This is a genomic window from Nocardioides alpinus (genome assembly GCF_900112035.1).
Lineage (GTDB): Bacteria > Actinomycetota > Actinomycetes > Propionibacteriales > Nocardioidaceae > Nocardioides > Nocardioides alpinus.
Genome location: NZ_FOKC01000003.1, coordinates 354,828 through 375,519 on the forward strand (window position 1 = coordinate 354,828; position 20,692 = coordinate 375,519).

Annotated in this window: 25 protein-coding genes and 1 tRNA gene; 8 read left to right on the forward strand and 18 right to left on the reverse strand. The window is 70.8% G+C overall.

All coding sequences use genetic code 11. The annotated features are described in order from the left end of the window. Nucleotides 1-12 precede the first annotated feature (12 nt). The 8 genes from BM127_RS09445 to BM127_RS09480 all read right to left on the reverse strand — a co-directional run bounded on the left by BM127_RS09445 (nucleotide 13) and on the right by BM127_RS09480 (nucleotide 7,217). A complete protein-coding gene (locus tag BM127_RS09445; RefSeq protein WP_091197771.1) occupies nucleotides 13-1,209 on the reverse strand; it encodes a tyrosine-type recombinase/integrase in 1,197 nt (398 codons plus the stop codon). A 6-nt stretch (nucleotides 1,210-1,215) separates the two neighbouring features. Beyond that, nucleotides 1,216-1,446 carry a helix-turn-helix domain-containing protein gene (locus tag BM127_RS09450; protein ID WP_091197773.1) on the reverse strand — a complete coding sequence of 77 codons (231 nt, stop codon included), beginning with the start codon at nucleotides 1,444-1,446 and terminating at the stop codon, nucleotides 1,216-1,218. A 183-nt stretch (nucleotides 1,447-1,629) separates the two neighbouring features. Further along, nucleotides 1,630-1,703: transfer RNA gene (locus BM127_RS09455), tRNA-Met, on the reverse strand. Nucleotides 1,704-1,774: 71 nt separating this feature from the next. After that, on the reverse strand, nucleotides 1,775-4,759 hold the full coding sequence (locus BM127_RS09460; protein ID WP_091197776.1) for a UPF0182 family membrane protein: 2,985 nt from the start codon (nucleotides 4,757-4,759) through the stop codon (nucleotides 1,775-1,777). Further along, complete coding sequence (locus BM127_RS09465; RefSeq protein WP_198554416.1) at nucleotides 4,756-5,391, reverse strand: PPA1309 family protein; 636 nt, start codon at nucleotides 5,389-5,391, stop codon at nucleotides 4,756-4,758. Before BM127_RS09465 ends, BM127_RS09460 begins: the two co-directional genes overlap by 4 nt. Then, a complete protein-coding gene (locus BM127_RS09470; RefSeq protein ID WP_091197778.1) occupies nucleotides 5,388-6,440 on the reverse strand; it encodes a YlbL family protein in 1,053 nt (350 codons plus the stop codon). The genes BM127_RS09465 and BM127_RS09470 overlap by 4 nt, the downstream gene beginning before the upstream one ends. A gap of 38 nt (nucleotides 6,441-6,478) precedes the next feature. Next, nucleotides 6,479-6,748, reverse strand: a complete 270-nt coding sequence (locus BM127_RS09475; RefSeq protein ID WP_231263351.1) for a hypothetical protein — start codon at nucleotides 6,746-6,748, stop codon at nucleotides 6,479-6,481. A 43-nt stretch (nucleotides 6,749-6,791) separates the two neighbouring features. After that, complete coding sequence (locus BM127_RS09480) at nucleotides 6,792-7,217, reverse strand: molybdenum cofactor biosynthesis protein MoaE (protein ID WP_091197780.1); 426 nt, start codon at nucleotides 7,215-7,217, stop codon at nucleotides 6,792-6,794. Nucleotides 7,218-7,267: 50 nt separating this feature from the next. Between BM127_RS09480 and BM127_RS09485 the strand changes: the two genes are divergently transcribed. Next, nucleotides 7,268-8,596 carry a zinc-dependent metalloprotease gene (locus tag BM127_RS09485; protein WP_091197782.1) on the forward strand — a complete coding sequence of 443 codons (1,329 nt, stop codon included), beginning with the start codon at nucleotides 7,268-7,270 and terminating at the stop codon, nucleotides 8,594-8,596. Continuing rightward, nucleotides 8,593-9,183 (forward strand): NUDIX hydrolase, encoded by a 591-nt coding sequence (locus BM127_RS09490; RefSeq protein ID WP_231263352.1) that lies wholly within the window; start codon nucleotides 8,593-8,595, stop codon nucleotides 9,181-9,183. Before BM127_RS09485 ends, BM127_RS09490 begins: the two co-directional genes overlap by 4 nt. Here the strand turns inward: BM127_RS09490 and BM127_RS09495 are convergent, their stop codons facing one another. From BM127_RS09495 to BM127_RS09510, 4 genes are all read right to left on the reverse strand, one after another. Next, on the reverse strand, nucleotides 9,184-9,648 hold the full coding sequence (locus BM127_RS09495) for a hypothetical protein (RefSeq protein WP_091197785.1): 465 nt from the start codon (nucleotides 9,646-9,648) through the stop codon (nucleotides 9,184-9,186). Nucleotides 9,649-9,820: 172 nt separating this feature from the next. Continuing rightward, the gene (locus BM127_RS09500; protein WP_091197787.1) at nucleotides 9,821-10,366 is read right to left on the reverse strand and encodes a M48 metallopeptidase family protein; all 546 of its coding nucleotides are present in this window, start codon (nucleotides 10,364-10,366) and stop codon (nucleotides 9,821-9,823) included. A 63-nt stretch (nucleotides 10,367-10,429) separates the two neighbouring features. Further along, the gene (locus tag BM127_RS09505; RefSeq protein ID WP_091197790.1) at nucleotides 10,430-11,473 is read right to left on the reverse strand and encodes a PHP domain-containing protein; all 1,044 of its coding nucleotides are present in this window, start codon (nucleotides 11,471-11,473) and stop codon (nucleotides 10,430-10,432) included. A gap of 1 nt (nucleotide 11,474) precedes the next feature. Beyond that, complete coding sequence (locus BM127_RS09510; protein WP_091197792.1) at nucleotides 11,475-12,269, reverse strand: enoyl-CoA hydratase/isomerase family protein; 795 nt, start codon at nucleotides 12,267-12,269, stop codon at nucleotides 11,475-11,477. Nucleotides 12,270-12,459: 190 nt separating this feature from the next. Here BM127_RS09510 and BM127_RS22235 point away from each other — a divergent pair, with 190 nt between their 5' ends. Together BM127_RS22235 and BM127_RS09520 are read left to right on the forward strand one after the other, a co-directional pair. After that, the gene (locus BM127_RS22235; protein WP_090969683.1) at nucleotides 12,460-12,618 is read left to right on the forward strand and encodes a DUF5679 domain-containing protein; all 159 of its coding nucleotides are present in this window, start codon (nucleotides 12,460-12,462) and stop codon (nucleotides 12,616-12,618) included. A 127-nt stretch (nucleotides 12,619-12,745) separates the two neighbouring features. After that, the gene (locus BM127_RS09520) at nucleotides 12,746-13,258 is read left to right on the forward strand and encodes a hypothetical protein (protein WP_139227702.1); all 513 of its coding nucleotides are present in this window, start codon (nucleotides 12,746-12,748) and stop codon (nucleotides 13,256-13,258) included. A gap of 16 nt (nucleotides 13,259-13,274) precedes the next feature. Here BM127_RS09520 and BM127_RS22240 read toward each other — a convergent pair whose 3' ends face one another. From BM127_RS22240 to BM127_RS09540, 5 genes are all read right to left on the reverse strand, one after another. Beyond that, nucleotides 13,275-13,445 (reverse strand): hypothetical protein, encoded by a 171-nt coding sequence (locus BM127_RS22240; protein WP_157829615.1) that lies wholly within the window; start codon nucleotides 13,443-13,445, stop codon nucleotides 13,275-13,277. Between the two features lie 134 nt (nucleotides 13,446-13,579). Next, entirely contained in the window at nucleotides 13,580-13,774 is a 195-nt protein-coding gene (locus BM127_RS09525) for a hypothetical protein (protein WP_091197797.1), read from the reverse strand. 46 nt (nucleotides 13,775-13,820) lie between these two features. After that, nucleotides 13,821-14,189, reverse strand: coding sequence for a WhiB family transcriptional regulator (locus BM127_RS09530; protein ID WP_091197800.1), 369 nt, complete (start codon nucleotides 14,187-14,189; stop codon nucleotides 13,821-13,823). A 122-nt stretch (nucleotides 14,190-14,311) separates the two neighbouring features. Next, entirely contained in the window at nucleotides 14,312-14,497 is a 186-nt protein-coding gene (locus tag BM127_RS09535) for a hypothetical protein (RefSeq protein WP_091197803.1), read from the reverse strand. Between the two features lie 124 nt (nucleotides 14,498-14,621). After that, nucleotides 14,622-16,682, reverse strand: a complete 2,061-nt coding sequence (locus BM127_RS09540) for an ATP-dependent DNA helicase UvrD2 (RefSeq protein WP_231263353.1) — start codon at nucleotides 16,680-16,682, stop codon at nucleotides 14,622-14,624. A gap of 139 nt (nucleotides 16,683-16,821) precedes the next feature. On the opposite strand from BM127_RS09540, the gene BM127_RS09545 reads away from it, so the two are divergent. Further along, the gene (locus BM127_RS09545; RefSeq protein ID WP_091197809.1) at nucleotides 16,822-17,073 is read left to right on the forward strand and encodes a mycoredoxin; all 252 of its coding nucleotides are present in this window, start codon (nucleotides 16,822-16,824) and stop codon (nucleotides 17,071-17,073) included. A 43-nt stretch (nucleotides 17,074-17,116) separates the two neighbouring features. After that, nucleotides 17,117-17,584: a ScoMcrA-related endonuclease gene (locus tag BM127_RS09550; protein WP_091197812.1), complete on the forward strand. Its 468-nt coding sequence runs from the start codon at nucleotides 17,117-17,119 to the stop codon at nucleotides 17,582-17,584. Nucleotides 17,585-17,635: 51 nt separating this feature from the next. Here BM127_RS09550 and nudC read toward each other — a convergent pair whose 3' ends face one another. Further along, nucleotides 17,636-18,559, reverse strand: a complete 924-nt coding sequence (gene nudC, locus BM127_RS09555; protein WP_231263354.1) for an NAD(+) diphosphatase — start codon at nucleotides 18,557-18,559, stop codon at nucleotides 17,636-17,638. A gap of 62 nt (nucleotides 18,560-18,621) precedes the next feature. Between nudC and aztD the strand changes: the two genes are divergently transcribed. Both aztD and deoD read left to right on the forward strand, forming a co-directional pair. Continuing rightward, nucleotides 18,622-19,854 (forward strand): zinc metallochaperone AztD, encoded by a 1,233-nt coding sequence (aztD, locus tag BM127_RS09560; protein ID WP_091197818.1) that lies wholly within the window; start codon nucleotides 18,622-18,624, stop codon nucleotides 19,852-19,854. Between the two features lie 17 nt (nucleotides 19,855-19,871). Beyond that, a complete protein-coding gene (gene deoD / locus BM127_RS09565; protein WP_091197820.1) occupies nucleotides 19,872-20,582 on the forward strand; it encodes a purine-nucleoside phosphorylase in 711 nt (236 codons plus the stop codon). Nucleotides 20,583-20,692 lie beyond the last annotated feature (110 nt).

Here is a 20,692-nt window from a genome sequence, read left to right on the forward strand (position 1 = left end):
ACCTGCCATATGTCATCGCTCGTCCTTCAACGGGCGTGGTGCGAGCAGCTCGACGATCTCAGCCGTCACGGGGTTCACCGCCTCGTCCGGTTCGATGTAGTGCTCCTTGGTGATCTTGGACGACGTGTGCCCGAGCATCTCGGCCGCCAGGTCCGCTCCCCCGGCCCGATCAAGGACGGTCGCCACGGTGCGCCGGAACGAGTGGGGAGTCACGCCTTCGATGCCTGCCTCGTCCAGCACTGCGCGAAGGCGTCGCCGGATGTTGTTCGTTGTCAGCGGCGTGCCGTTGCGGCTGAAGAAGATCAAGTGGTCTGGTGCCTCTGATGCGATGGCCACCAGTCGTGCGCGCAAGACCTCTGCGGTGAACGATGGCACGGAGACGGTCCTGGTCGACTTCATGGTCTTCGGGTGCGATTGGCGATGCGTGGGCTTTCCAGTGGGCGACACGATCGTGCCGCAGAGGCGAACCGTCGCAGGCGACCTCGTCACGTCCACGTCACACTTACGGATGGCGAGCACCTCGCCGATCCGGGCGGAGGTGCCGAGCATGACCTCGATGATCTGCTCCAGCTGTCCGTCCGGCGGCGGGCCGGACAGGCCGGACCCGCGGCGCCAGCCGTGTACGGCTCGACGGATCTCATCGACCTGCTGCGTGGTGAGCGACATAGCTTGGGCGGGTGGCTTGCGGAGTCGAGCCGGGTCGCGGACCGGGTTCTCGCGCATGGCGTCGTAGCGGACGGCGAGCCCGAAGGCGAGGCTCAGGACCGTGCGTGCCTGCTTCGCCATGCTGTAGCTCTTGGTCTTGGCGAGCGTTTTGATGAACTGGTCGACCTTGCGGACGCTGATCTCGCGCAGCGCGTAGTGCTGGAAGGCCGGAAGGACGAGCTGGCGCATGTTGCGCTCGTAGAGGGCTCGGGTGCTGGGAGCGAGCGCGTCCTCGAGGTCGAGGTCTGCCAGCCATACGTCGACGAGGTGCCGGAAAGAGCTGGCAGACGTGAGGTCGCCCTGTCCGACTTTCTGCTCGGTTCGCTCGGCGAGCATCTCCTTGAGCTTTCGCTCGGCGGCCTTCGGCGTGTCCGCCGTGGCCTGGACGCGACGCAGTTGACCGTCGTGGTCCCGGAAGCGGGTCAGCGCTCGGCCTCGACCGTCGCGGGTCCTTTCAATGTGGATCTCGCCGAAAGTGCCGATCGGGGTGCGAGGTCTAGCCACGATCGTTCACCCACCGCTGGGTCCGCGCCCCGGCTCGGCCTCGCGCTGCCTGAGCAGCCAGGTCAGGACGTCGGAGGTGGCGAAGCGGACGCGACCACCGACCTTGATCGCGCACGGCCCCTTGCCGTCGGTGCGCCAGTCGCGGATCGTGGTGACCGGGACGTCGAGGTACTCGGCGAGTTCGTCGATGCTCAGCAGTGGCTCCAGGCCGCTCAGCGTGCTGTGGGTGATCTCCATGCCCGTGAGGTGCGCGCGAGGTCCCGGATGGCTCCGCGGGGCTCCGTGGCATCCCATGCCGAGGGCGGTTGATGTGCCCCGGAGTGCTTTCGAGACGGGGTTTATGGCCGGTTTGTGGCAGTCGGATCAAATCTCAAATGCTTTCAGGCTCGGAGATCGGTGATCTCCGAGCCTGAAACTTTGTAGCGGGGGCAGGATTTGAACCTGCGACCTCTGGGTTATGAGCCCAGCGAGCTACCGAGCTGCTCCACCCCGCGTCGGTAAACAGAACATTACAGCCACCTCGGGATGCGCCCAAATCGGGGGGGCTCGTGAGCCCTCCTCGACGTCAGCCGGCGAGCCGGACGGCCTCCTCGATGAGCGCGCGGCCCTCTTCCATGAGGCGGGCCCACTTGACCGTGTTGCCGGCCGCCTGCGCGGCGTCGGCCTCGGCGAACGCGGCCTCGGCCTGGCGGAGCAGGTCGCGGATCTGCGCCTGAGTGCCGCCCGGCACGGGGGTCGTCGGGGACGCCGACGGCGACTCCGAGGGCGACGCGCTGGGCGACTCCGTCGGCGTCTCGGTGGGCGTCTCCGGGTCCCCGGGATCCGGGGTGGCGACCACGCCGTCGAGGGAGTCCTCTATGGCCTCGCGCAGGGTCTCCCCGATGCCGACGCGGCCGTTGTAGGAGACCAGCACGAAGCTCAGCACCGGGAACGCCGACTCGCTGTCACGCCGCGTGTAGAGCGGCTGGACGTACATGAACGAGTCCTCGATCGGGAGCGTGAGCAGGTTGCCGAAGATCGGCTCGGCGTCACCGTTGGTGAAGCTCAGGAGCTCCTGTCGGACGGTCTCGTCGGTGCTCAGTGCCGCCGCGATCTGCACCGGGCCGTCGGTGCGGCCGTCAGGCAGCTCGCGGACGGTGATCTTGCCGTAGTCCTCCTCGTCGGTCGCGTCGCTGTTGACGCTCATGTAGGCGACGAGCGTCTCCCGCTCACGCGGGACGTACACCGAGGTCAGCGACCACCGCTGCGCGCCGTCGTCGTCGATGAAAAAGCGGTAGGGCGGCTGCTTGCGGACGGAGTTCTTGTCGGTCGGCTCGTTGGGCACCACCCACCGCGTCGAGCCCTCGAACCAGTCCTTGGCGGACGTCTCGTGATAGCGCTGGTACTGGTAGCGCTGGGTCTTGAAGAGGTCCTCGGGGTAGCGCAGGTGCGAGACCAGCGCCTCGGGGATGTCCGCCCGGTCCTTGAGCAGACCGGGGAACACCTCGTCCCACGCCTTGAGGATGGGGTCGTTCTCGTCCCAGGCGTAGAGCGTGACCGTGCCGTCGTAGGCGTCCACGGTCGCCTTCACGGAGTTGCGCAGGTAGTTGATCTCGTCGGTGGGGAGGGTCTGGAACCCGTTGTCGTTGTCCTGGAGCGCGTCGTCCGTCATCGTCTCGAGCGACTCGCGCTGGGACAGCGGGTACTTGTCGGTGACGGTGTAGCCGTCGAGCACCCACTGGATCCGGCCGTCGACCACGACGGGATAGGGGTCGGAGTCCACCGTGAGCCACGGCGCCACCTTCTCGACCATGGTCCGCGGGTTGCGGTCGTAGAGCACCTTGGAGTTCTCGTTGACGCGCCCCGACAGCACGAAGTTGGGCTCGCTGAACTTCATCGCGTAGAGCAGCTTGTGGAAGAGGTTCCCGACCGGAACCCCGCCAGTGCCGTCGTACGTGGTCTCCGGGCTCTCCTCGTCCTCGTCCGACGGCAGCACGAGCTCCACGTCGTTGCCGCTGTCCGACTTGCCGACCACGCTGTAGTCCGGGCTCGTCTCACCGAAGTAGACGCGGCTCTCCACGCCCTCCTCCGACAGGCTGGTGAGGGCGTCCTCGTCAGCCTCCTGCCCCTCCGCCCACTGGATGTTGAGCGACTGGCTCTCGTCGTCCTCGGGACGCTGGTTGGCGTACGCAGCGATCACACCGTCGCCGTGGGTGTAGACAGTGTGCAGGTTGGACCAGTTGCGGTCGCCCTCGTCGATGCCCTGCTGGTCGAGCTCACGCACACCGAGCACCACCGCGCGGTCGGTGCCGGCGATCTCGTAGCGGTCCACGTCGAGCACGTCGTTCACCGAGTAGTAGGCCCGCACCTGCTGCTGCTGCTCGAAGACCTCGCTCACGATCTTGGGATCCACCAGCGGCACGCTCGACGTCGCCTCGTCCAGCTCGTCGACCTGACCGCCGCCGGTGACCGGCGCGTCCTCGACCGTGGTGGTCTCCACCTGGTCGAGGGCGTACGCCTTGCGGGTCGCGTCGATGTTGGCCTGGATGTAGGGGCCCTCGCGGTCAGGCACGTTGGGGTTGACCCGGATCGCCTGGACGACGGTCGGCAGGATGAGGCCGAGGATGATCGCGGACAGCGCGAACAACGCGACCCCGACCGACGGCAGCAACCAGGTGCGGCGCCAGATGTTGGCCAGGAAGAGCAGGGCACAGACGACTGCGATGCCGGCGAGGATCTCCTTGGCGGGCAGCACGGCCTTGTCGTCGGTGTAGCCCATGCCGGTGAAGATCGAGCCGGAGTTGGTGACCAGGTCGAAGCGGTCAAGCCAGTAGTCGACGGCCTTGGCGAGCACGAACATCGCCAGCAGCGCCGACACCTGGATCTGGGCCGCGCTGGTGAGGCGCTCACCGGGCCGCGCGGAGAGGCGGATGCCCCCGAAGAGGTAGTTGACCAGCACCGAGGCCATCAGCCCCACGACGGCCAGAGCCATCACGTAGTCGACGATGTAGTGCCAGAACGGCAGCTCGAAGATGTAGAACCCGACGTCCTTGTTGAAGTAGGGGTCGGTGGTGCCGAAGCTCTGGCTGTGCCGCCACATCGAGAAGTTGCGCCACTGCCCGGTCGCGGACGCGCCGGCGAAGAGGCCCATGACGACGGCCGATCCCCCGATCACCCAACCCATGCGCGGGCCGAGGAGCGCGCGGTAGCGGTCCATCCCGTCGTCCGACATGCCCGGCAGCCCGGGCCACAGCAGCGGCCGGAAGCGGTAGGCAATCGCGATGGTCAGCGCGACCATGGCGGCCATCAGCCCGGCGAAGACGAGGAACAGGCCGATCCGGGTGAGCAGCAGGGTGGTGAAGACGCCGCTGTAGCCGACCGACCGGAACCACAGGCGCTCGGTCCAGAAGGAGGCGAAGCCGCTGAGCAGCATGAAGCCGATGACCAGCACGATGCCCGTGATGACCAGGGCTCCCGGGCGGCGTGACGCCGCTGCGGGGCGCGGTGGTGTCGGACCGCTGGGTCCGCCGGGACCCGCCGGTCCACTGGGTCGGTCGAATGGAGTGCTCATGCGGGCCCCTGCTCGGGTGAATCGTTCGGTGAATCGTGCACGGTGTCGGTCGGGGTGTCGGTCGAGCTGTCGGCCAGGGTGGCGTGGAGGAGCTCGAGGAGGCCGGGCACCAGCTCGGTGCCGTTGACGACCGACTGCTCGTCGTCGTGGGCCCGCAGCCGGAGGGCGCAGTAGGACGCCCCGGCGCGGGTGACGCCGGCGACCATCCGGACCTCCTGGCGGTCAGGGTGCTCGCGGGCGAAGAGCTCGGCGGCGGTCGGGTCGTCCGGGATGTCGTCGTCGGTGCCGGGGGGCAGCACGAGGCGCTCGATCACGGCCGCACATCCGGACACGCTCGGCGGCCAGACGATGGTGTGGAGGGCCGCCTCGAGGGCCTGGCCGGGCGGCAGTCCGTCCTGCTCGATGGAGGTGAACGAGCCGTCGTCGCCGGGGCCGTCGATCGACATGGCCGCGGCGAGGGCCGGCTCCTGGGCGACGAGCTGGGCGGTCTCGACGAGGGCGTACAGCCGGGCGGGCTGGTCCCAGCCGGCCTGCGCGACGTGCGCCTCGATCTCCAGGACGGCCGCGGCCAGCGCGGGGTCCTCGGGGAGGGGCGGCGTCTCGGCGGGAAGCTCGGACGGGTGGTCGGTCATGAAGCAGAGTCCTCGCAGGTCGGGAGCGTGGCGTCGCGGTCGGCGGCCCAGTCGGAGAGGGTCTCCACCGCACGGTGCATCGTGGTGGCCTTGGCCAGTCGCATCTCACCGGGGTCGACTCCCCCGATGCCGTTGCAGTTGTCGGCCGGGACGAAGAACAGCTCGGCGCCGGCGTCGCGGGCCGCAGCGATCTTCTGCTGGATGCCGCCGATCGGGCCGACCTCGCCGGACGGCGTGATCGTGCCGGTGCCGGCGATCGTGGCGCCGTCCGTCACCGACGCGGGGGTGAGGGTGTCGAAGATGGCCAGCGACATCATCAGGCCGGCGCTGGGACCGCCGATGTTGTCGGAGATGTTGACGCTCACCTGGAACGGGAAGTCGAATCCCACGCCGGGCGTGATCCCGACCCGCAGGTCGCCGTCGACCTGCTCGGGGGTGATGTCGACGTCGACGCGCTTCTTGCCGCGCTGCACGACGAACGGGATCGGCTCGCCCGCCTCGGCCCGGTCGACCGCGTCCACGACGTCCTGGCCCTCGGCCACCTTGGCGCCGCCGACCTCGAGGAGGATGTCGCGCACCTCGAGCTTGCCGTCGGCCGGCAGACCGGGAGTGACGCTGAGGACCTCGACGACGGGGTCGAAGTCCTCGCCGAGCTCGGTGAGCGCCGCGGCGATGGCGGTGTCCTGTGAGGACAGCATCGCGACCTCGGACTCCTGGTTGCTGGACTCGTCGGTCTCGTCGGGGGCATAGATCGACGACCGGGGCCACACGGCGGCGTCCGGGTCGAAGTAGGCGCGCAACAGCTCGGGCAGCGTGACGTCGTCCTCGGGACGACTGACGTAGACCGTCGTCATCCGGAGCTCACCGTCGCCGTGGAAGGCCTCGTGGCCGGTGACCTGCACGGTCTCGTCGCCGTCGCTCTCGGCAAGGATGTCGACGGTCGGGCCCGGGTAGTAGGTGACGTAGGGCAGCGGCACGAAGGCAGCCGTCCCCCACAGCACCGCCAGCAGGCACAGTGCGAGCAACCCCGCCCTGGTCCGCTGACTCATGGGCGCAACTCTCTCAAACGCGCGCAACTACCCCGACACTAGGAGGCACGACGGGGGCGGGCGGCGCCGTTGTCCGCAGGTGCGACCCCGTGGCTGGGACGCACCGCGATGCCGGTGCTGCGGTCGCGTGCGGGAGCAGACGTACGTCGGGTGCCGGCGGGCATCTCCTTGGCGAGGGCCTTGCCGAGGCGCTCGACGGCCACGTCGCGGTCGACCTCACCGCGCCCGTCGCGACCCACCCACGACACCCACGCCATGGCAGCCAGCGTCACGACGACGGCCGGTACGAGCCACAGCAGGATCTCCACAGGGGCGAGCGTAGATGCGCGCGGGGTCCGCGCGGCGGACGTCCTACGGCGTGCCGACCCACTCCTCGGTGGTGTCGTCGAAGACCTGGTGCTTCCAGATCGGCACCTCGGCCTTGAGCGTGTCGATCAGGTCGCGGGACGCGGCGAACGCGTCGCCGCGGTGGGCCGCCGTCGTGGCGACGACGACCGCCAGGTCGCCGATCCGCAGCTGGCCCACCCGGTGGACGGCCGCCACCCCGCGTACGTCGTGGGCCGCGGCGACCCGCCGGCACACGTCCTCGAGCCGCGCGAGCGCCGTGGGGTGGGCCGAGTAGTCCAGCGCGGTGACGCCCTTCCCCGAGTCGTGGTCGCGCACCTGGCCGATGAACAGGGTGAGCCCGCCGGCTCCGTCGTCGCCGAGCGCGTCGACCACCTCGGTCACGTCCAGCGGGGTGTCTCGGATGGCGACAAGGCGCACGGGGTCACTCACAGGCCAGAGTCTAGGGGCGCGCGCTGGGCGGAGTGGGTACCGTGGACGGCATGAGTGACACCCCCGGAGGCCCCGGAACGCCCGACGACAACAACCCGTTCAAGGGCACGCCGTTCGAGCAGATCTTCTCCCAGATGGGCGGCTTCGGCGCCGGCGGCGGGGGCATGCCCGACCTCAATGCGCTGATGTCGCAGATGCAGTCCCTGTTCGCGCCGCACGACGGTCCGGTCAACTGGGACACCGTGCTCGACCTGGCCCGGCGCGCCGCCGCGCAGGAGCCGGACCCGACCGTCAGCGCCGCCCAGTCGGGTGCCGTCGCCGACGCCGTACGCCTGGCCGACCACTGGCTCGACACCACCACCGAGTTCCCCTCCGGCGTGAGCACGACCGCCGCCTGGTCGCGGGCCGAGTGGATCGTGGAGACCATCGACGTCTGGAAGGTCCTCGTCGAGCCGATCGCCGGCTCCGCCACCGCAGCACTGGGCCAGGCGATGCCCGAGGAGATGCGCCAGCTCGCCGGACCGCTGATCGCGATGCTCGGCAAGGCCAGCGGCGCGATGGTCGCCAACCAGGTCGGCAGCGGCCTCGGCGCACTCGCCGGCGACGTGCTGAGCGCGTCCGACATCGGCCTGCCGCTCGGACCGATCGGCAAGGCGGCGCTGCTGCCCACCAACGTCGAGGCGTTCGCCGCCGAGGTCCCCGACGTGACGACCGACGACGTCCTGCTCTTCCTCGCCCTCCGCGAGGCCGCCCACCAGCGTCTCTTCGCCGGCGTCCCGTGGCTGCGCGACCACCTGATCAGCGCGGTTGCCGAGTACGGCGCGGGCATGGACTTCGACACCTCCGCGATGGAGGAGAAGATGCGCGAGATCGACCTGAGCAACCCCGCCGCGATGCAGGACGCCCTGTCCGGCGGTCTCTTCGACCCCGAGCCGTCGGCTGCGCAGAAGGCCGCCCTGGAGAAGCTCGAGGTGACCCTCGCGCTGGTGGAGGGCTGGGTCGACGAGGTCGTCAGCCAGGCCACTGCCGAGCGGATGCCGGCCGCGACCAAGCTGCAGGAGACCGTACGCCGCCGGCGCGCCGCCGGCGGTCCGGCCGAGCAGACCTTCGCCACGCTCGTCGGCCTGGAGCTGCGACCGCGACGCCTCCGCGACGCCTCGACCTTGTGGGGATCGCTCCGCACGCGTCAGGGCGCCGAGGCCCGCGACGGCGTCTGGATGTCGCCGCACCTCCTGCCCACCGCCGCCGACCTCGACGACCCGCTGGGCTTCCGCGAGGACTCGGTCTCCCCGGGCCAGCTGTCGGCCGAGGACTTCGACGCCGGCCTGCGCGACCTGCTCGACGGTGGCGACGGCACCGAAGGCCGGCCCACGGAGTGACCCTTCGGCACGGGCGCGGAGCGCCCTGCTCAGGACAGGCCCTGCACGACGACGCCCGGGCACTGCTGTCCGCATGGGTGCCACCGAGCGCCCGTGACGCTGAGCTGCGCGACCGTTTCCTGGCGCACCTCGAGGCACACCCCGACGGGATGACCCGTGAGTGCCTGCCGGACCACGTCACCGCGGGGACCCTTGTGCTGACGCCGGCCGCGGATGCCGTGCTGCTCAACCACCACCGCAAGGCGGGTGTCTGGCTGGCGTTCGGCGGTCACTGCGAGCCGGGCGACGCCACCGTGGCCGGGGTCGCGCTGCGCGAGGCCCACGAGGAGTCCGGGCTGGCCGAGCTCGACTTCGACCCGGTGCCGCTCAACCTTGACGAGCACGCGGTGGAGTTCTGCTCCCCCGGCACGACGGTGCACCACCTCGACGTACGTTTCGTGGCCACCGCCGAACGCGACGACGCCCACCGCGCGAGCGAGGAGTCCCTCGACGTGCGGTGGTGGGCGGTCGACGCGCTGCCCGAGATGTTCCCGGACATGCGGCGGTTGATCGGTGATGCGGTGGAGCGAGTGCAGCGAGTCGTGTGATCAGTCGCTGATGCTGAGGATGGCGTGGATGCCACCACCACCGGGGTCGACGTCGACACCAACCGTGGCCTGACCTGACAACGCACCTCGCTGGAGCACGAAGGGGCCAGCGGTCAAGACCTGCGTAGGAGGTCCGCCAGCCAGCTGCGCGTTGCTCTTGGTGAAGACGACAACCCCGGTCGTCAGGTCGATGGACGTCAACGCCCACCCAGGGGCCGCCGTTGCAGCAGTGAGTCCGACCACGGTGAAGGTGGCCGTGAGGGCTGTCGTGGATCCACTGCCCGTGTTCCGGATCGTCAACGTGGCGGTGAGCGGCTGGGGGTTCCCGCGGTCTCGGCTGAGCACGCCCGTGGTTGTCGCAAGGTTGGAGTTCGACGTAGCGAAGGCCGGAGCTGCTACAGCCACCGAGATGACGGGCAAGGTCCAGACCCCGGCCTTGAGGAGCTGGCGGCGTTCGGGCTGCATGACAGGCACGAGTGTTGGTCCCAACGGGTCACGATCGGACCGGCGACGAGCGTCCCCGGGATGTCCGGACCACGCTAGGACATGGATCGTTCAAAGCTGTACGACTTCGGTCCGACGACGGCGAACCTTGAGAGCCTCTTGCCGATCGGCCGCGGCGGTGGCGGTGCGCGCCTCAGTCCGCGGTGTCCCCGGACCCCGGCGGCGGCTCGAGCCGCGCTCCGGTCGAGTAGCCCTCGAGGTAGCCCTTCGCCTTCTCGGCCTTCGGGTAGCGGTCCACCCACGCCCAGAACTCCGGGGTGTGACCCGCCTCGAGCAGGTGCGCGAGCTCGTGGACCAGGACGTAGTCGACGACCCATCCCGGCATCTGCTGCAGCCGGTCGCTGAGCCGGATGGTGCGGTCGCCGGGCGTGCAGGATCCCCACCGGGCGCTCTGGTTGGTCACCCACCGCACCGAGGCCGGCACCGCGAGACCGCCGAGGTAGAGGTCGTTGAGCCGGGTGGCGCGGGCGACGAGGTCGTCGTCGGAGCGCGGCTTGCGTCGCTCCTGGCGCTCGATGCGCGCGACCATGTCGGCCACCCACGTCGCCTCGTCGCGCTTGCTCATCGTCGCCGGGATGAGCACGACGATGCGCTCACCGTCGCGGTAGGCCGACACCGTGCGCCGACGGCGGCGCGAACGACGCACCTCCACGTCGGGCGACCCGGTCGACGAGCTCATGGCCCGAATTTAGCCCTCGGCCCCGACACCGGGCCGATCAACGCGCGGAGGCCGCCGCGCAGATCAGAGGCGCGACGCCGCCCACGCCAGGAGCCGGTCGCGCTCCCACGTGTTGACGATCCGGTCCGGATCGATGCCCGCCTCGGTCGCCCGCGCCGTACCGTGGTCGAGCATGTCGAGCTGGCCGGGCGCGTGGGCGTCGGAGTCGATGGAGAACAGGCAGCCGAGGTCTCGCGCCAGCTCCAGCAGCTTCGTCGGCGGGTCACGCCGCTCGGGGCGCGAGTTGATCTCGACCGCCACCCCCTCCTCCGCGCACGCGGTGAAGACGGCCTTGGCGTCGAACTGGCTCTGCGCGCGGGTGCCACGGTTGCCCGTCACGAGGCGGCCCGTGCAATGGCCGAGCACGTTGGTGTGGGGGTTGCGCACGGCGCCGATCATCCGGCGCGTCATCGGTGCCGACTCCATCTTGAGCTTGGAGTGCACCGACGCCACGCGCACGTCGAGCTGGCCGAGCATCTCGGGGGTCTGGTCCAGCGAGCCGTCGTCGAGGATGTCGACCTCGATCCCCTTCAGCAGCGTGAACGTCCCCGCGAGGTGCTCGTTGACCGCGTCCACCACCCCGAGCTGGCGGGTGAGCCGCTCGGCGCTCAACCCGTTGGCGACCCGCAACCGCGGGCTGTGGTCGGTGAGCACGAGGTAGGCGTGCCCCAGCTCCATCGCCGTCATCGCCATCTCCTCGAGCGGCGAGCCGCCGTCGGACCAGTCGGAGTGCGAGTGCAGGTCGCCGCGCAGCCGCGCCCGCAACGCCTCGCCACCCGTCGCGAGCGGGCCGGCGGTCTTCTCCAGCGCGACCAGCCGCTCCGGTACGACGCCGCGGCAGGCGTCGGTGATCACCGCGGCGGTGCTCGGTCCGATCCCGGCCAGCTCCGTGAGCGTGCCCGCCTCCGCGCGACGGCGTACGTCCTCCTCCGCGAGCGGCAGGATCGTCCGCGCGGCGTTGCGGAACGCCTCGATGCGTCGGCTCTCCTCGCGCTGGCGCTCCATCAAGAAGGCGATCCGCCGCAGCGTCGCGACGGGGCCCCGCTCGATCTCGCTCGTGCCTGCCATGTCAGTGACCGCGGAACTCCGGCGCGCGCTTCTCCTTCGCCGCGGCGATGCCCTCCTGCAGGTCGGCGGTCGCGAGCGTCAACGGCTGCGCCAGTGCCTCCCACTGCAGCGCTGCCTCGAAGTCGGCGTGGCCGCCGTCGGCCAACGCGATCTTGGTGAGCCGGCTCGCGATCGGCGCGGTGGCGGCGATGCCGGCGGCGGTCGCGAGGACCTCGTCGAGGAAACCGTCGCCGTCGATCACGCGGGACACCATTCCCAGGCGGAGTGCCTCGTCGGCCTCGACCACGCGTCCGGTCAGCAGCAGGTCGCGTGCGTGCGCGGGCCCGACCACGTCGGGCAGCAGCCAGGTGCCGGCCATGCCGGCGTGCATGCCGAGCTTGTTGAAGGGCATACCCAGCTTGGCGCCGTCGGCGGCGTAGCGGATGTCGCACGCGAGCGCGAGGCACAGCCCCGCGCCGATGGCGTGCCCGTTGACGGCAGCGATGGTCGGCACCTCGAGGCGCCGGATGGACAGCCACGCCCGGTAGAACGGCAGCATCCGGGTGCGGAGCTCATCGACGCTGGCGTCGGGCTCACTGGCGATCCACGAGGTGTTGCCACCCGAGCAGAAGGCACTGCCCTCGCCGGTCACCACCACCGCCCGGACGGAGGCGTCAGACGCCAGCTCGTCGATCGCCGCGGTCCACGACGCGGTCATCTCGTCGCTCATCGCGTTGCGCATGCCGGGGTTGTCGAGGGTCAGCAGGGCGACCCCCTCGGACGGGCGCTCGAGGCGCAGGTGGGTCAGGTCAGCCATGCCCTGAGGGTACTGATCGGGCTGAGCCTCCGGACCATCGGTTTCACGCTCAGCGCGTGTGGTGCGTGAGCGTGAGCCACGCGTGGCGTAGGGTCGTCCGCGGAGCAAGGCAGACGCCTCGTTCCCCGGCGGGCTTCCCCGATTGACTTCCCGTCGCGACGACCAAGAAGAAACAAGCAAGGAGGCCGTCATGGCGGAGACCTGGAGCGGTGAGTTCTACTGCGTCAAGTGCAAGGAAAAGCGCGAGGCGGAGGGCGAGATCAAGGTCAACGACAAGGGCACCAAGATGGCCAAGGGCGTCTGCCCGGTCTGCGGTACCAACCTGAACCGCATCCTCGGCAAGGCGTGAGCCTCAGCCATTGAGCTGACAGCGGCGGCGTCACCTTCGGGTGACGCCGCCGCTGTGCATTTCCCCCTCTCGAGCTGACCTGTGGAGGGCCGCCCTTCGCGGCGTGCCGCGTGGCAACCTCGGGTCCATGCCCGTGCCGGTCCGCAACCCGTACGACGTCGCGCTGCGCGCGCAGCTCGACTGCCCTGCCGCGTGGCACGCGCCCGTGGCGGCCGCCCTGGCCGCGGCTGGCGTGACGATCGACCCCCTCGCAGGTGTCGGCATCGCCGTGACGCCTGGGCGTGAGGTCTCGGACGGCGTCGACGACTGGAGCGTGTCGTCGCTCCCCCACCTGCTGGTCGGTGTCTGGCCGTACGCCGTCGAGGTCGGACCGTGGGCGACCCCGGGCGTCGGGCCGTGTGCGCGCTGCGTCGAGGCCGCTGTGCTCGACGACGGGAGTCGGCTGCGTCACCCGCAGCTGCCGCGCCCTCTGGCCGCGATGGGCGCGGGCGCGGCCGCGCGCGAGCTGGGTGCCTGGGTCCGGGGCGAGACGCCCCCCACGTGGCTCACCTCGTGGCGCTTCGACCACGAGCCGCTACCGCGGGCCCGCCGCTGGCAGCGCCATCCCTACTGCGGGTGCGCCTGGTTCGACACGGCCTGAGCCTGCGCGCTCGTCATCACCACCACGCGCTGTCGAGCTTGCCCTCCATCGCCCGGAGGTGGGTCCGGGAGCAGGAGTCGCAGAAGGCGCGGCGCCGACCGTCCTCGACCGAGGTGGTCCAGGTCAACGTCTCGGCCGCGGGCGCCCGGGTGCCGCAGTAGTCGCAGGTGACGGTGTCGTCGTCCACGGCACCACGGTACAGAAATGACCACGAGCCGGTACGTCGTCAGGGTGACGACGTACCGGCTCGTGGTTCTGGTGGCTCACCCGCGATCAGGGCGAGAGCCGTCCTGCGGTCCGGGCCTGGCCCGGACAGCCGGATCAGATCGCGCGGGCGAGGGCGAGACGCGCCTGCTGCGCGGCCAGCTCGGCCTTGCGGCTCATGCGGCGGGCCATCATCAGGTGGTGGCCGCGTCGCAGTTCGTGCGCCTCTCCCAGGCGCGCGGTCATTTGCGCGCGTGCGAGTTCTTCATGCATGAGATTCATGGCAGTGCTTCCATTTCGGTAGGTCTTCATTGAGGTGTGTTCCTTGTGTTTCCTCGGAGGGATGAGCGGCAGGCGCCTACGCGGCGGCCCCGTCCTTGACCTGTGCAGCAGGAGCTGCGACCTGCTCGGACTTGCGGGGCCGGCCTCGCGGCCGCTTGCGCGGGATCACCACGCCCTGGAGGAAGAGCTCCCCTCCCCAGACGCCCCACGGCTCGCGCCGGTCGAGGGCTCCGTCGAGACAGAGCGCCCGCACGGGGCAGTCCGTGCACAGGGCCTTGGCGTGCTCGACGTCCGCGGGGGACTCGGCAAACCACAGCTCTGCGTCGTTGACGCGGCAGGGCAGCAACTCTTCATCCACTCCGGCGGCGGCGTCGTGCAGGGCTCCCAAGGGTGACTGGAGCTCGACATCGGCGGCGCGGGGGCGGACGAGTTCGCTGATGGTCATGTGTTTCACCTCCTCCTCGTTGACCTGATCGCGGGTGGACAAGCAGTGCTGGACAAACAGAAAGGCCGCGGATCCCGGTGAGGGTTCCGCGGCCTGGAGGCTGCCGATGAGAGGTGTGTGACCTAGCTCGACGGACTCCAGACGAGAGAACCCGGGAAATCGCCCTTGATGCGAACGATGGCGGCGGCGTCGCCCTGGACAGCCACCGCGCCGGCACCGAGGACGCGCGTGTGCGCGCAGGGGCGGCCGAGGGTGGACATGCCGAAGGACGGCATCCAAGCCGTCATCGTCTTCGTGTAGTTCTCCATGCTGGCCACCTCCTTCGGGGCATCGGGCGCGAATCGTTGTCAGCGATCCCATGCGCGTGGGTTGTTGTGAGAGAAAAGGTAAACCCTGTCTCACGTCAGGGGCAAACCATTTTATGGGTATTACTCAGTTTTTCTTTTCCGGACCGTCTCCCGAGGCCCCGGCGACCAGCGCGAGCACCTCGTCGCCGTACTTGGTGAGCTTGCCCGGGCCCACGCCGCTGATGGCGCGCAGCCCCTTCTCGTCGGTGGGTGCGTGCTCGGCGATGAGCTGGAGCGTGGCATCGGTGAAGATCACGAAGGCCGGGACGCTGTCACCTGAGGCCCGGGCCAGGCGCCACTCGCGCAACCGCTCGAACAACGCCTCGTCGTAGGACGCCGGGCAGTCGGCACACCGGCCGGTCTTCTTCTCCCGGGCGTTGGAGAGCGCCTTGCCGCACTCGCGGCAGTGCAGGGCGGCCCGGTTGCGCTTGGTGCGCTCGCGGCGCTGGGCGGACACGCCGGGCACGCCGTCGAGGAGGTCGGCCAGGAACGGCGAGCTCCCCCGGTTGGCACGCCCGCCGGGCTCCCGGGCGGTCGCCCACGACACGGTGAGCTCGTCGCGGGCGCGGGTCATCGCGACGTAGAGCAGGCGCCGCTCCTCCTCGATCTCCGCGGGGGTCTGCGCCTGGTTGATCGGCATCATCTTCTCGTGCATGCCGGCCACGAAGACGGCATCCCACTCGAGTCCCTTGGCGGAGTGGATGGTGGCGAGGGTGACCGCGTCGGCCACCGGGGCGTGCTGCTCGCCCGCACGCCGGTCGAGGTCGTCGACGAAGTCACCCAGGCCGGCCTCCGGCCGCTCCTTGGCGAAGTCGGCGGCCAGGTCGACGAGCGCCTGCAGGGACTCCCAGCGGTTGCGGACCTCTCCCCGACCCTCGGGAGGCTGGGTGGAGTGGCCCATCTGGGAGAGCACGGCCACGACCGAGTCGGCCACTGGGCCGGAGGCCTCTCCCCCGCGAGCCGCCCCGCGAACGAGGGTGATCGCCTGCCGCACCTCGCCTCGGTCGAAGAACCGGGCTCCGCCGCGTACGACGTAGGGGAGGCTGCGCGCGGCGAGGGCCTCCTCGAAGCGCTCCGACTGTGCGTTGATGCGCAGCAGCACCGCCATCCGGCTCGCGGGGGTGCCCTGGGCGCGCAGCGCGGCGATCCGGTCGGCGACGGCGTCCGCCTCGGCCACCTCGTCGGTGGCCTCGCGGAAGGTGATGGCGGCGCCGGCCGGCCGCTGGGCCACCAGGTCGACGCCCTTGCTCGGGGTGCCGGCCAGGAGCCGGTTGGCGCCCGCGACGACCTCGGGGGTGGAGCGGTAGTTGCGGACCAGCTCGACGCTGGTGGCCGAGGGGAACCGCTGGGTGAACTCGCGCAGGTAGCGCGCATCGGCGCCTGCGAAGGAGTAGATCGTCTGGGCCGGGTCGCCGACGACACAGAGCTCGTCGCGCCCGCCGAGCCACAGGTCGAGGAGCGCGTGCTGGAGGGGCGAGACGTCCTGGAACTCGTCGACGGTGAACCACTTGTACTGCCGGCGCACCTGGGCCGCGACCGCCTCGTTGTCGGCGAGCAGCCCGGCGCCGAACAGCAGGACGTCCTCCATGTCCATCCGGCCCTGGCCGCGCTTGACCTCCTCGTAGGCGTCGAACGCACGGGCGACGACCTCGGGGTCCATGCCGGACACCGCACGACCGCGGGACCGGGCGATGCCGGCATAGGTGTCGGGACTGACGTTGGAGACCTTGGCCCACTCGATCTCGCTCGCGAGGTCGCGCAGGGTCGCCTGGTCGACGCCGAGCCGCTGCCGGCGGGCCGCGAGCGCGAGCATGCCGAGCTTGGACTCGGTCAGCTCGGGCAGCTCACGCTGGTGCACCCGTGGCCAGAAGAACCGGAGCTGGCGCAGTGCGGCGGAGTGGAACGTACGGGCCTGGACGCCCGGGGCGCCGAGCGAGCGCAGCCGCTCCCGCATCTCACCGGCGGCGCGGGTCGTGAACGAGAGCGCCAGGACCTCGGTCGGCGCGTAGAGCCCCGTGGCGACGCCGTGGGCGATCCGGTGGGTGACGGCGCGGGTCTTGCCCGTGCCGGCGCCGGCGAGCACCCGGACCGGTCCGCGCAGGGCTTCGGCGACCTGGCGCTGCTCGGGGTCGAGCGCTTCGAGCAAGGTCGCTCTCCTGCCGTGGCCGGTGGGTGTGAGGGGCGTGCGCCACCCTATGCGCCGGCGCCGACAGCCGGCCGACCGCTGTCAACAGGCACGTGGTGGCCGCGGGAATGCCGGCACGGCCGTCGCCGTTGAAGCAGGCATGACCGAGAGCCAGTTCACGATGTTCACCACGCCCTGGTGCGGTTACTGCCACCGCCTGAAGAGCCAGCTCGACCGCGAGGGGATCACCTTCGACCTCGTCGACATCGAGCAGCAGCCCGACGCGGCCTTCACCGTCGAGCAGGCCAACGGCGGCAACCAGACCGTGCCGACCCTCCTCTTCACGGACGGCAGCACGCTCACCAACCCGTCCGTGGCGCAGATCAAGGAGAGGCTGGCCTCCCTTTCGTGAGGCTGCCCGGAGACTCGCCGCGCCGCGGGGTTAGCCTGCTGTCGTGTCCTTGCTGAACTCGATCGATCGTGACCACGTCCTCACCGCCATCGAGACCTGGGACACGGCGGGTGGCGGCAACTACATGCTCGTACGTGGCGGGGTGTCGACCCACGTCCTGCTGCACCTCGGACGTGAGTACGACGCCGCGGCCATCGCCGGCATCGCCCACGGCCTGGCGACCGGGCGCACGCTGACGCCTGCGGACATCCCCGGTGGCTCCGAGGGTGCGAGCAAGGCGCTGACCCGCCTCGGCTTCGAGATCCGCGACGACTCCCCTCCTGGAGCCAGCAAGTCGCGCCTGCCGACTGCGAACAAGCGCACCGGCACGCCGCGCCCCACCCGTACGAGCCGCGCAGCCAGCCCGTCGACGCCGCGCCCGCGCCCCGCCGCCAGCGACAAGCCGGACGTCCTGTGCCCCAGGTGCTTCATCGCAGTGCCTGCGACGGGCATCTGCGACACCTGCGACTGACCAGCGCGCACCGGGTCACGCGGTCACGAAGCGTGTCCAGACACCTGGTCCTCAACCCCAGCCGGGCCCGTCGAGCGGGCGGCCGAACCACGCCTGGATGAGCGAGGACGAGATCGAGATGCCGCGCGGCACCACGAGCTCGCCCGATCGCCCGGCGGCCTCGAACTCGCCGCGGGTCCACCACCGCCCCTCCTCGATCTCGGCACCGTCGACGTCGATCTCGGTGCTGACGGCCCGGCCGGTGAAGCCCAGCATCAGGCTCGCCGGGAGCGGCCACGGCTGGCTGCCGAAGTAGCCCACCTCCCCCACCCGCACGCCGACCTCCTCGTGCACCTCACGGCGCACGGCGTCCTCCAGCGTCTCCCCCGGCTCGCAGAAGCCCGCCAGCGTCGACCAGCGTCCCGCCGGCCAGGCCCGGTTGCGACCGAGCAGGATCGCCTCGTCGTCGCCCTCGCCGTGGGTGATCGCCATGATCACCGCCGGGTCCGTGCGGGGGAACTGCGCGCGGTCGCACCGGGTGCACCGGAGCTCGTGCCCGGCAGCCCGGTCGACCAGCGTGCCACCGCAGCGCGGGCAGAACTTCGTGGCGTGGTGCCACTCGGCGAGCCCGATCGCATGCATCAGCAGCGGCGCCTCGTCGGGGGCGTGGTCGGCCACGAGGGTCAGCACGTCACGCAGCGGCACCCACTCCTCCGGCTGCCCGGGGGCGGCGTCGGGCGCGACGATCACCGCCAGGTGCACGACACCGTCGCGGTCACCGAGGAGGACGAGGGTGCCGTCCGGCGCCTCGTCCGGCGCGACCCACACGATCGCGCCGTCCACCGGGCGGAGCCGGTTGCCTGCCACCACGAGCACCCGCGTCGCCGGGTCGGACATCCGCGCGGCGAGCCACGCCTCGTCGGTGCGCTGGAGGCCCATGCGGTTGTGGGCATGACGGGAGAGGGCCACGTGCGGGAGGGGCTGTTCGGAGGTCACGCCGTCAGGTTATCGCCGACAACTTTTGACAATGGTTCTCATTTGAGTTGAGAATCATTCTCATGAACAAACGACAGCTCAGAGTCCTGCTGGCCACCCTCATCGTGCTGGGCGCCTCCGCGTGCGGCAGCGCGACCGAACCCGCTCCCACCTCCACCTCCACGGGCGACTCCCCCACTCAGGGTGCCGGCACCGAGGCCGCCTCGGCGCACCCGCGCCTGGCGATGACCTACGACGGCGGCGTGATGGTCGTCGACGTCACGACCGGTGACGTGGTCGCCGAGGAGGAGCTCGACGGGTTCGTGCGCGCCTCGCCGGCGGGCGACGGGCGCCACGTGCTGATCAGCGGCGCCGGCGGCTGGCAGGTGCTCGACCTGGGCTCGTGGGGTCACGAGCACGGCGACCACGGGCACCACTACACCGGCACGCCGGGCCTCACCGACGTCGACTTCCCCGCCGAGGAGCCGGGCCACGCGGTGGCGCACGACGGGTTGACCACGCTCTTCGACGACGGCACCGGGACGGCGGTCTCGTTCCACGTCGACGAGCTCGAGGACGGCGAGCCCGAGCTGACGTCGTACGACACGGGCGGCGCGCACCACGGCGTCGCGGTCGCGCTGGCCGACCGCAACGTCGTGCACACCGTCGGCACCGAGGAGGCGCGCTCGGGCGTACGCCTGATGAGTCCGGCGGGGCTCGTGCTCGCCGAGACCGACGCCTGCCCCGGCGTGCACGGCGAGGCCTTCGCGCAGGACGCCGCCGTGCTCGGCTGCGAGGACGGTGCCGTGGTGGTGTCGGGTCGCGAGATCCGCAAGGTCGACAGCCCCGACGCCTACGGCCGGATCGGCAACCAGGCCGGCTCGGACGCCTCCCCCGTGCTGCTCGGCGACTACAAGGTCGACGCCGACGCCGAGCTCGAGCGCCCCACGCGGATCAGCCTCATCGACACCCGCGACGCCACGGTGCAGCTCGTGGACCTCGGCACGAGCTACAGCTTCCGCTCGCTCGGGCGCGGCCCCGACGGCGAGGCACTGGTGCTGGGCACCGACGGAGCCCTGCATGTCGTCGACCCCGAGTCCGGCGAGCTGACCGGCGCAATCGAGGTCGTCGAGGCGTGGCGCGAGCCGCTGGACTGGCAGCAGCCGCGGCCCGCACTGCAGGTCGTGGAGGGCACGGCGTACGTCACCGACCCGCGCCACGACCGGGTGCACGTGGTCGACCTGGAGCGGGGCAGGGTCATCGACACCCTGGACCTGCCGCACACCCCCGACGAGATCGTCGCCAACGCGGGCTGAGTCCTAGGCTGGGCGCCGTGAGCACGCACATCGGCGCCCAGCCCGGCGACATCGCCCCCACCGTCCTCCTGCCCGGCGACCCGCTGCGGGCCAGGTGGATCGCGGAGACCTTCCTCGACGACGCCCGCTGCTACAGCGAGGTGCGCGGGATGCTGGGCTTCACCGGCACCTGGCGCGGTCACCCGGTCTCGGTGCAGGGCTCGGGCATGGGCCAGCCGTCGATGTCGATCTACGTCAACGAGCTCTTCCAGGAGTACGACGTCGCCTCGATCGTGCGCGTCGGCTCCTGTGGCGCGGTGACCGATGCCGTCGGCGTACGCGACGTGATCATCGCGTCCGGCGCCTGCACGGACTCCTCGATGAACCGGATCGCCTTCCACGGCCTCGACTACGCCCCGGTCGCCGACTTCGGCCTCCTGCGCGGCGCGGTCGAGGCAGCCGAGGCCCGCGAGGGCGGCTCGCCCTTCCACGTCGGGCTGATCTTCTCGAGCGACTCGTTCTACGCCGCGCGACCCGAGCTGCTCGGCGAGATGGTGAAGTACGGCGTGCTGGCGGTCGAGATGGAGGCGAGCGCGCTCTACACGCTCGCCGCGAAGCACGGCCGCAAGGCGCTGGCGATCTGCACGGTCTCCGACCACATCGTCACCGGCGAGGAGACCACCTCCTACGAGCGCGAGCAGACCTTCGGCGAGATGGTGGAGATCGCGCTCACGGCGGCACTCGGCTGAGCTCCCGCCTGGGTCTCCGCAGGGCCTGGGCAGGGTGGCGGCAGATCGCAGATCCGCGGCGCGTAGGTGGCAGTGTGCCGCCACCTTCGTCAGCAGCCCGGGCGCGGTGG

What these genes read in the sequence shown, in the direction of transcription:
- BM127_RS09485 (WP_091197782.1), top strand. Translation starts at nt 7,268, where the DNA reads ATGAGTGACACCCCCGGAGGCCCCGGAACGCCCGACGACAACAACCCG.
- BM127_RS09525 (WP_091197797.1), bottom strand. Translation starts at nt 13,774, where the DNA reads ATGAAGACCTACCGAAATGGAAGCACTGCCATGAATCTCATGCATGAA.
- BM127_RS22235 (WP_090969683.1), top strand. Translation starts at nt 12,460, where the DNA reads ATGGCGGAGACCTGGAGCGGTGAGTTCTACTGCGTCAAGTGCAAGGAA.
- BM127_RS09450 (WP_091197773.1), bottom strand. Translation starts at nt 1,446, where the DNA reads ATGGAGATCACCCACAGCACGCTGAGCGGCCTGGAGCCACTGCTGAGC.
- BM127_RS09495 (WP_091197785.1), bottom strand. Translation starts at nt 9,648, where the DNA reads ATGCAGCCCGAACGCCGCCAGCTCCTCAAGGCCGGGGTCTGGACCTTG.
- BM127_RS09465 (WP_198554416.1), bottom strand. Translation starts at nt 5,391, where the DNA reads ATGACCGACCACCCGTCCGAGCTTCCCGCCGAGACGCCGCCCCTCCCC.
- BM127_RS09535 (WP_091197803.1), bottom strand. Translation starts at nt 14,497, where the DNA reads ATGGAGAACTACACGAAGACGATGACGGCTTGGATGCCGTCCTTCGGC.
- BM127_RS09505 (WP_091197790.1), bottom strand. Translation starts at nt 11,473, where the DNA reads ATGGCAGGCACGAGCGAGATCGAGCGGGGCCCCGTCGCGACGCTGCGG.
- BM127_RS09470 (WP_091197778.1), bottom strand. Translation starts at nt 6,440, where the DNA reads ATGAGTCAGCGGACCAGGGCGGGGTTGCTCGCACTGTGCCTGCTGGCG.
- BM127_RS09520 (WP_139227702.1), top strand. Translation starts at nt 12,746, where the DNA reads ATGCCCGTGCCGGTCCGCAACCCGTACGACGTCGCGCTGCGCGCGCAG.
- BM127_RS09510 (WP_091197792.1), bottom strand. Translation starts at nt 12,269, where the DNA reads ATGGCTGACCTGACCCACCTGCGCCTCGAGCGCCCGTCCGAGGGGGTC.
- BM127_RS09460 (WP_091197776.1), bottom strand. Translation starts at nt 4,759, where the DNA reads ATGAGCACTCCATTCGACCGACCCAGTGGACCGGCGGGTCCCGGCGGA.
- aztD (WP_091197818.1), top strand. Translation starts at nt 18,622, where the DNA reads ATGAACAAACGACAGCTCAGAGTCCTGCTGGCCACCCTCATCGTGCTG.
- BM127_RS09500 (WP_091197787.1), bottom strand. Translation starts at nt 10,366, where the DNA reads ATGAGCTCGTCGACCGGGTCGCCCGACGTGGAGGTGCGTCGTTCGCGC.
- BM127_RS09545 (WP_091197809.1), top strand. Translation starts at nt 16,822, where the DNA reads ATGACCGAGAGCCAGTTCACGATGTTCACCACGCCCTGGTGCGGTTAC.
- BM127_RS09530 (WP_091197800.1), bottom strand. Translation starts at nt 14,189, where the DNA reads ATGACCATCAGCGAACTCGTCCGCCCCCGCGCCGCCGATGTCGAGCTC.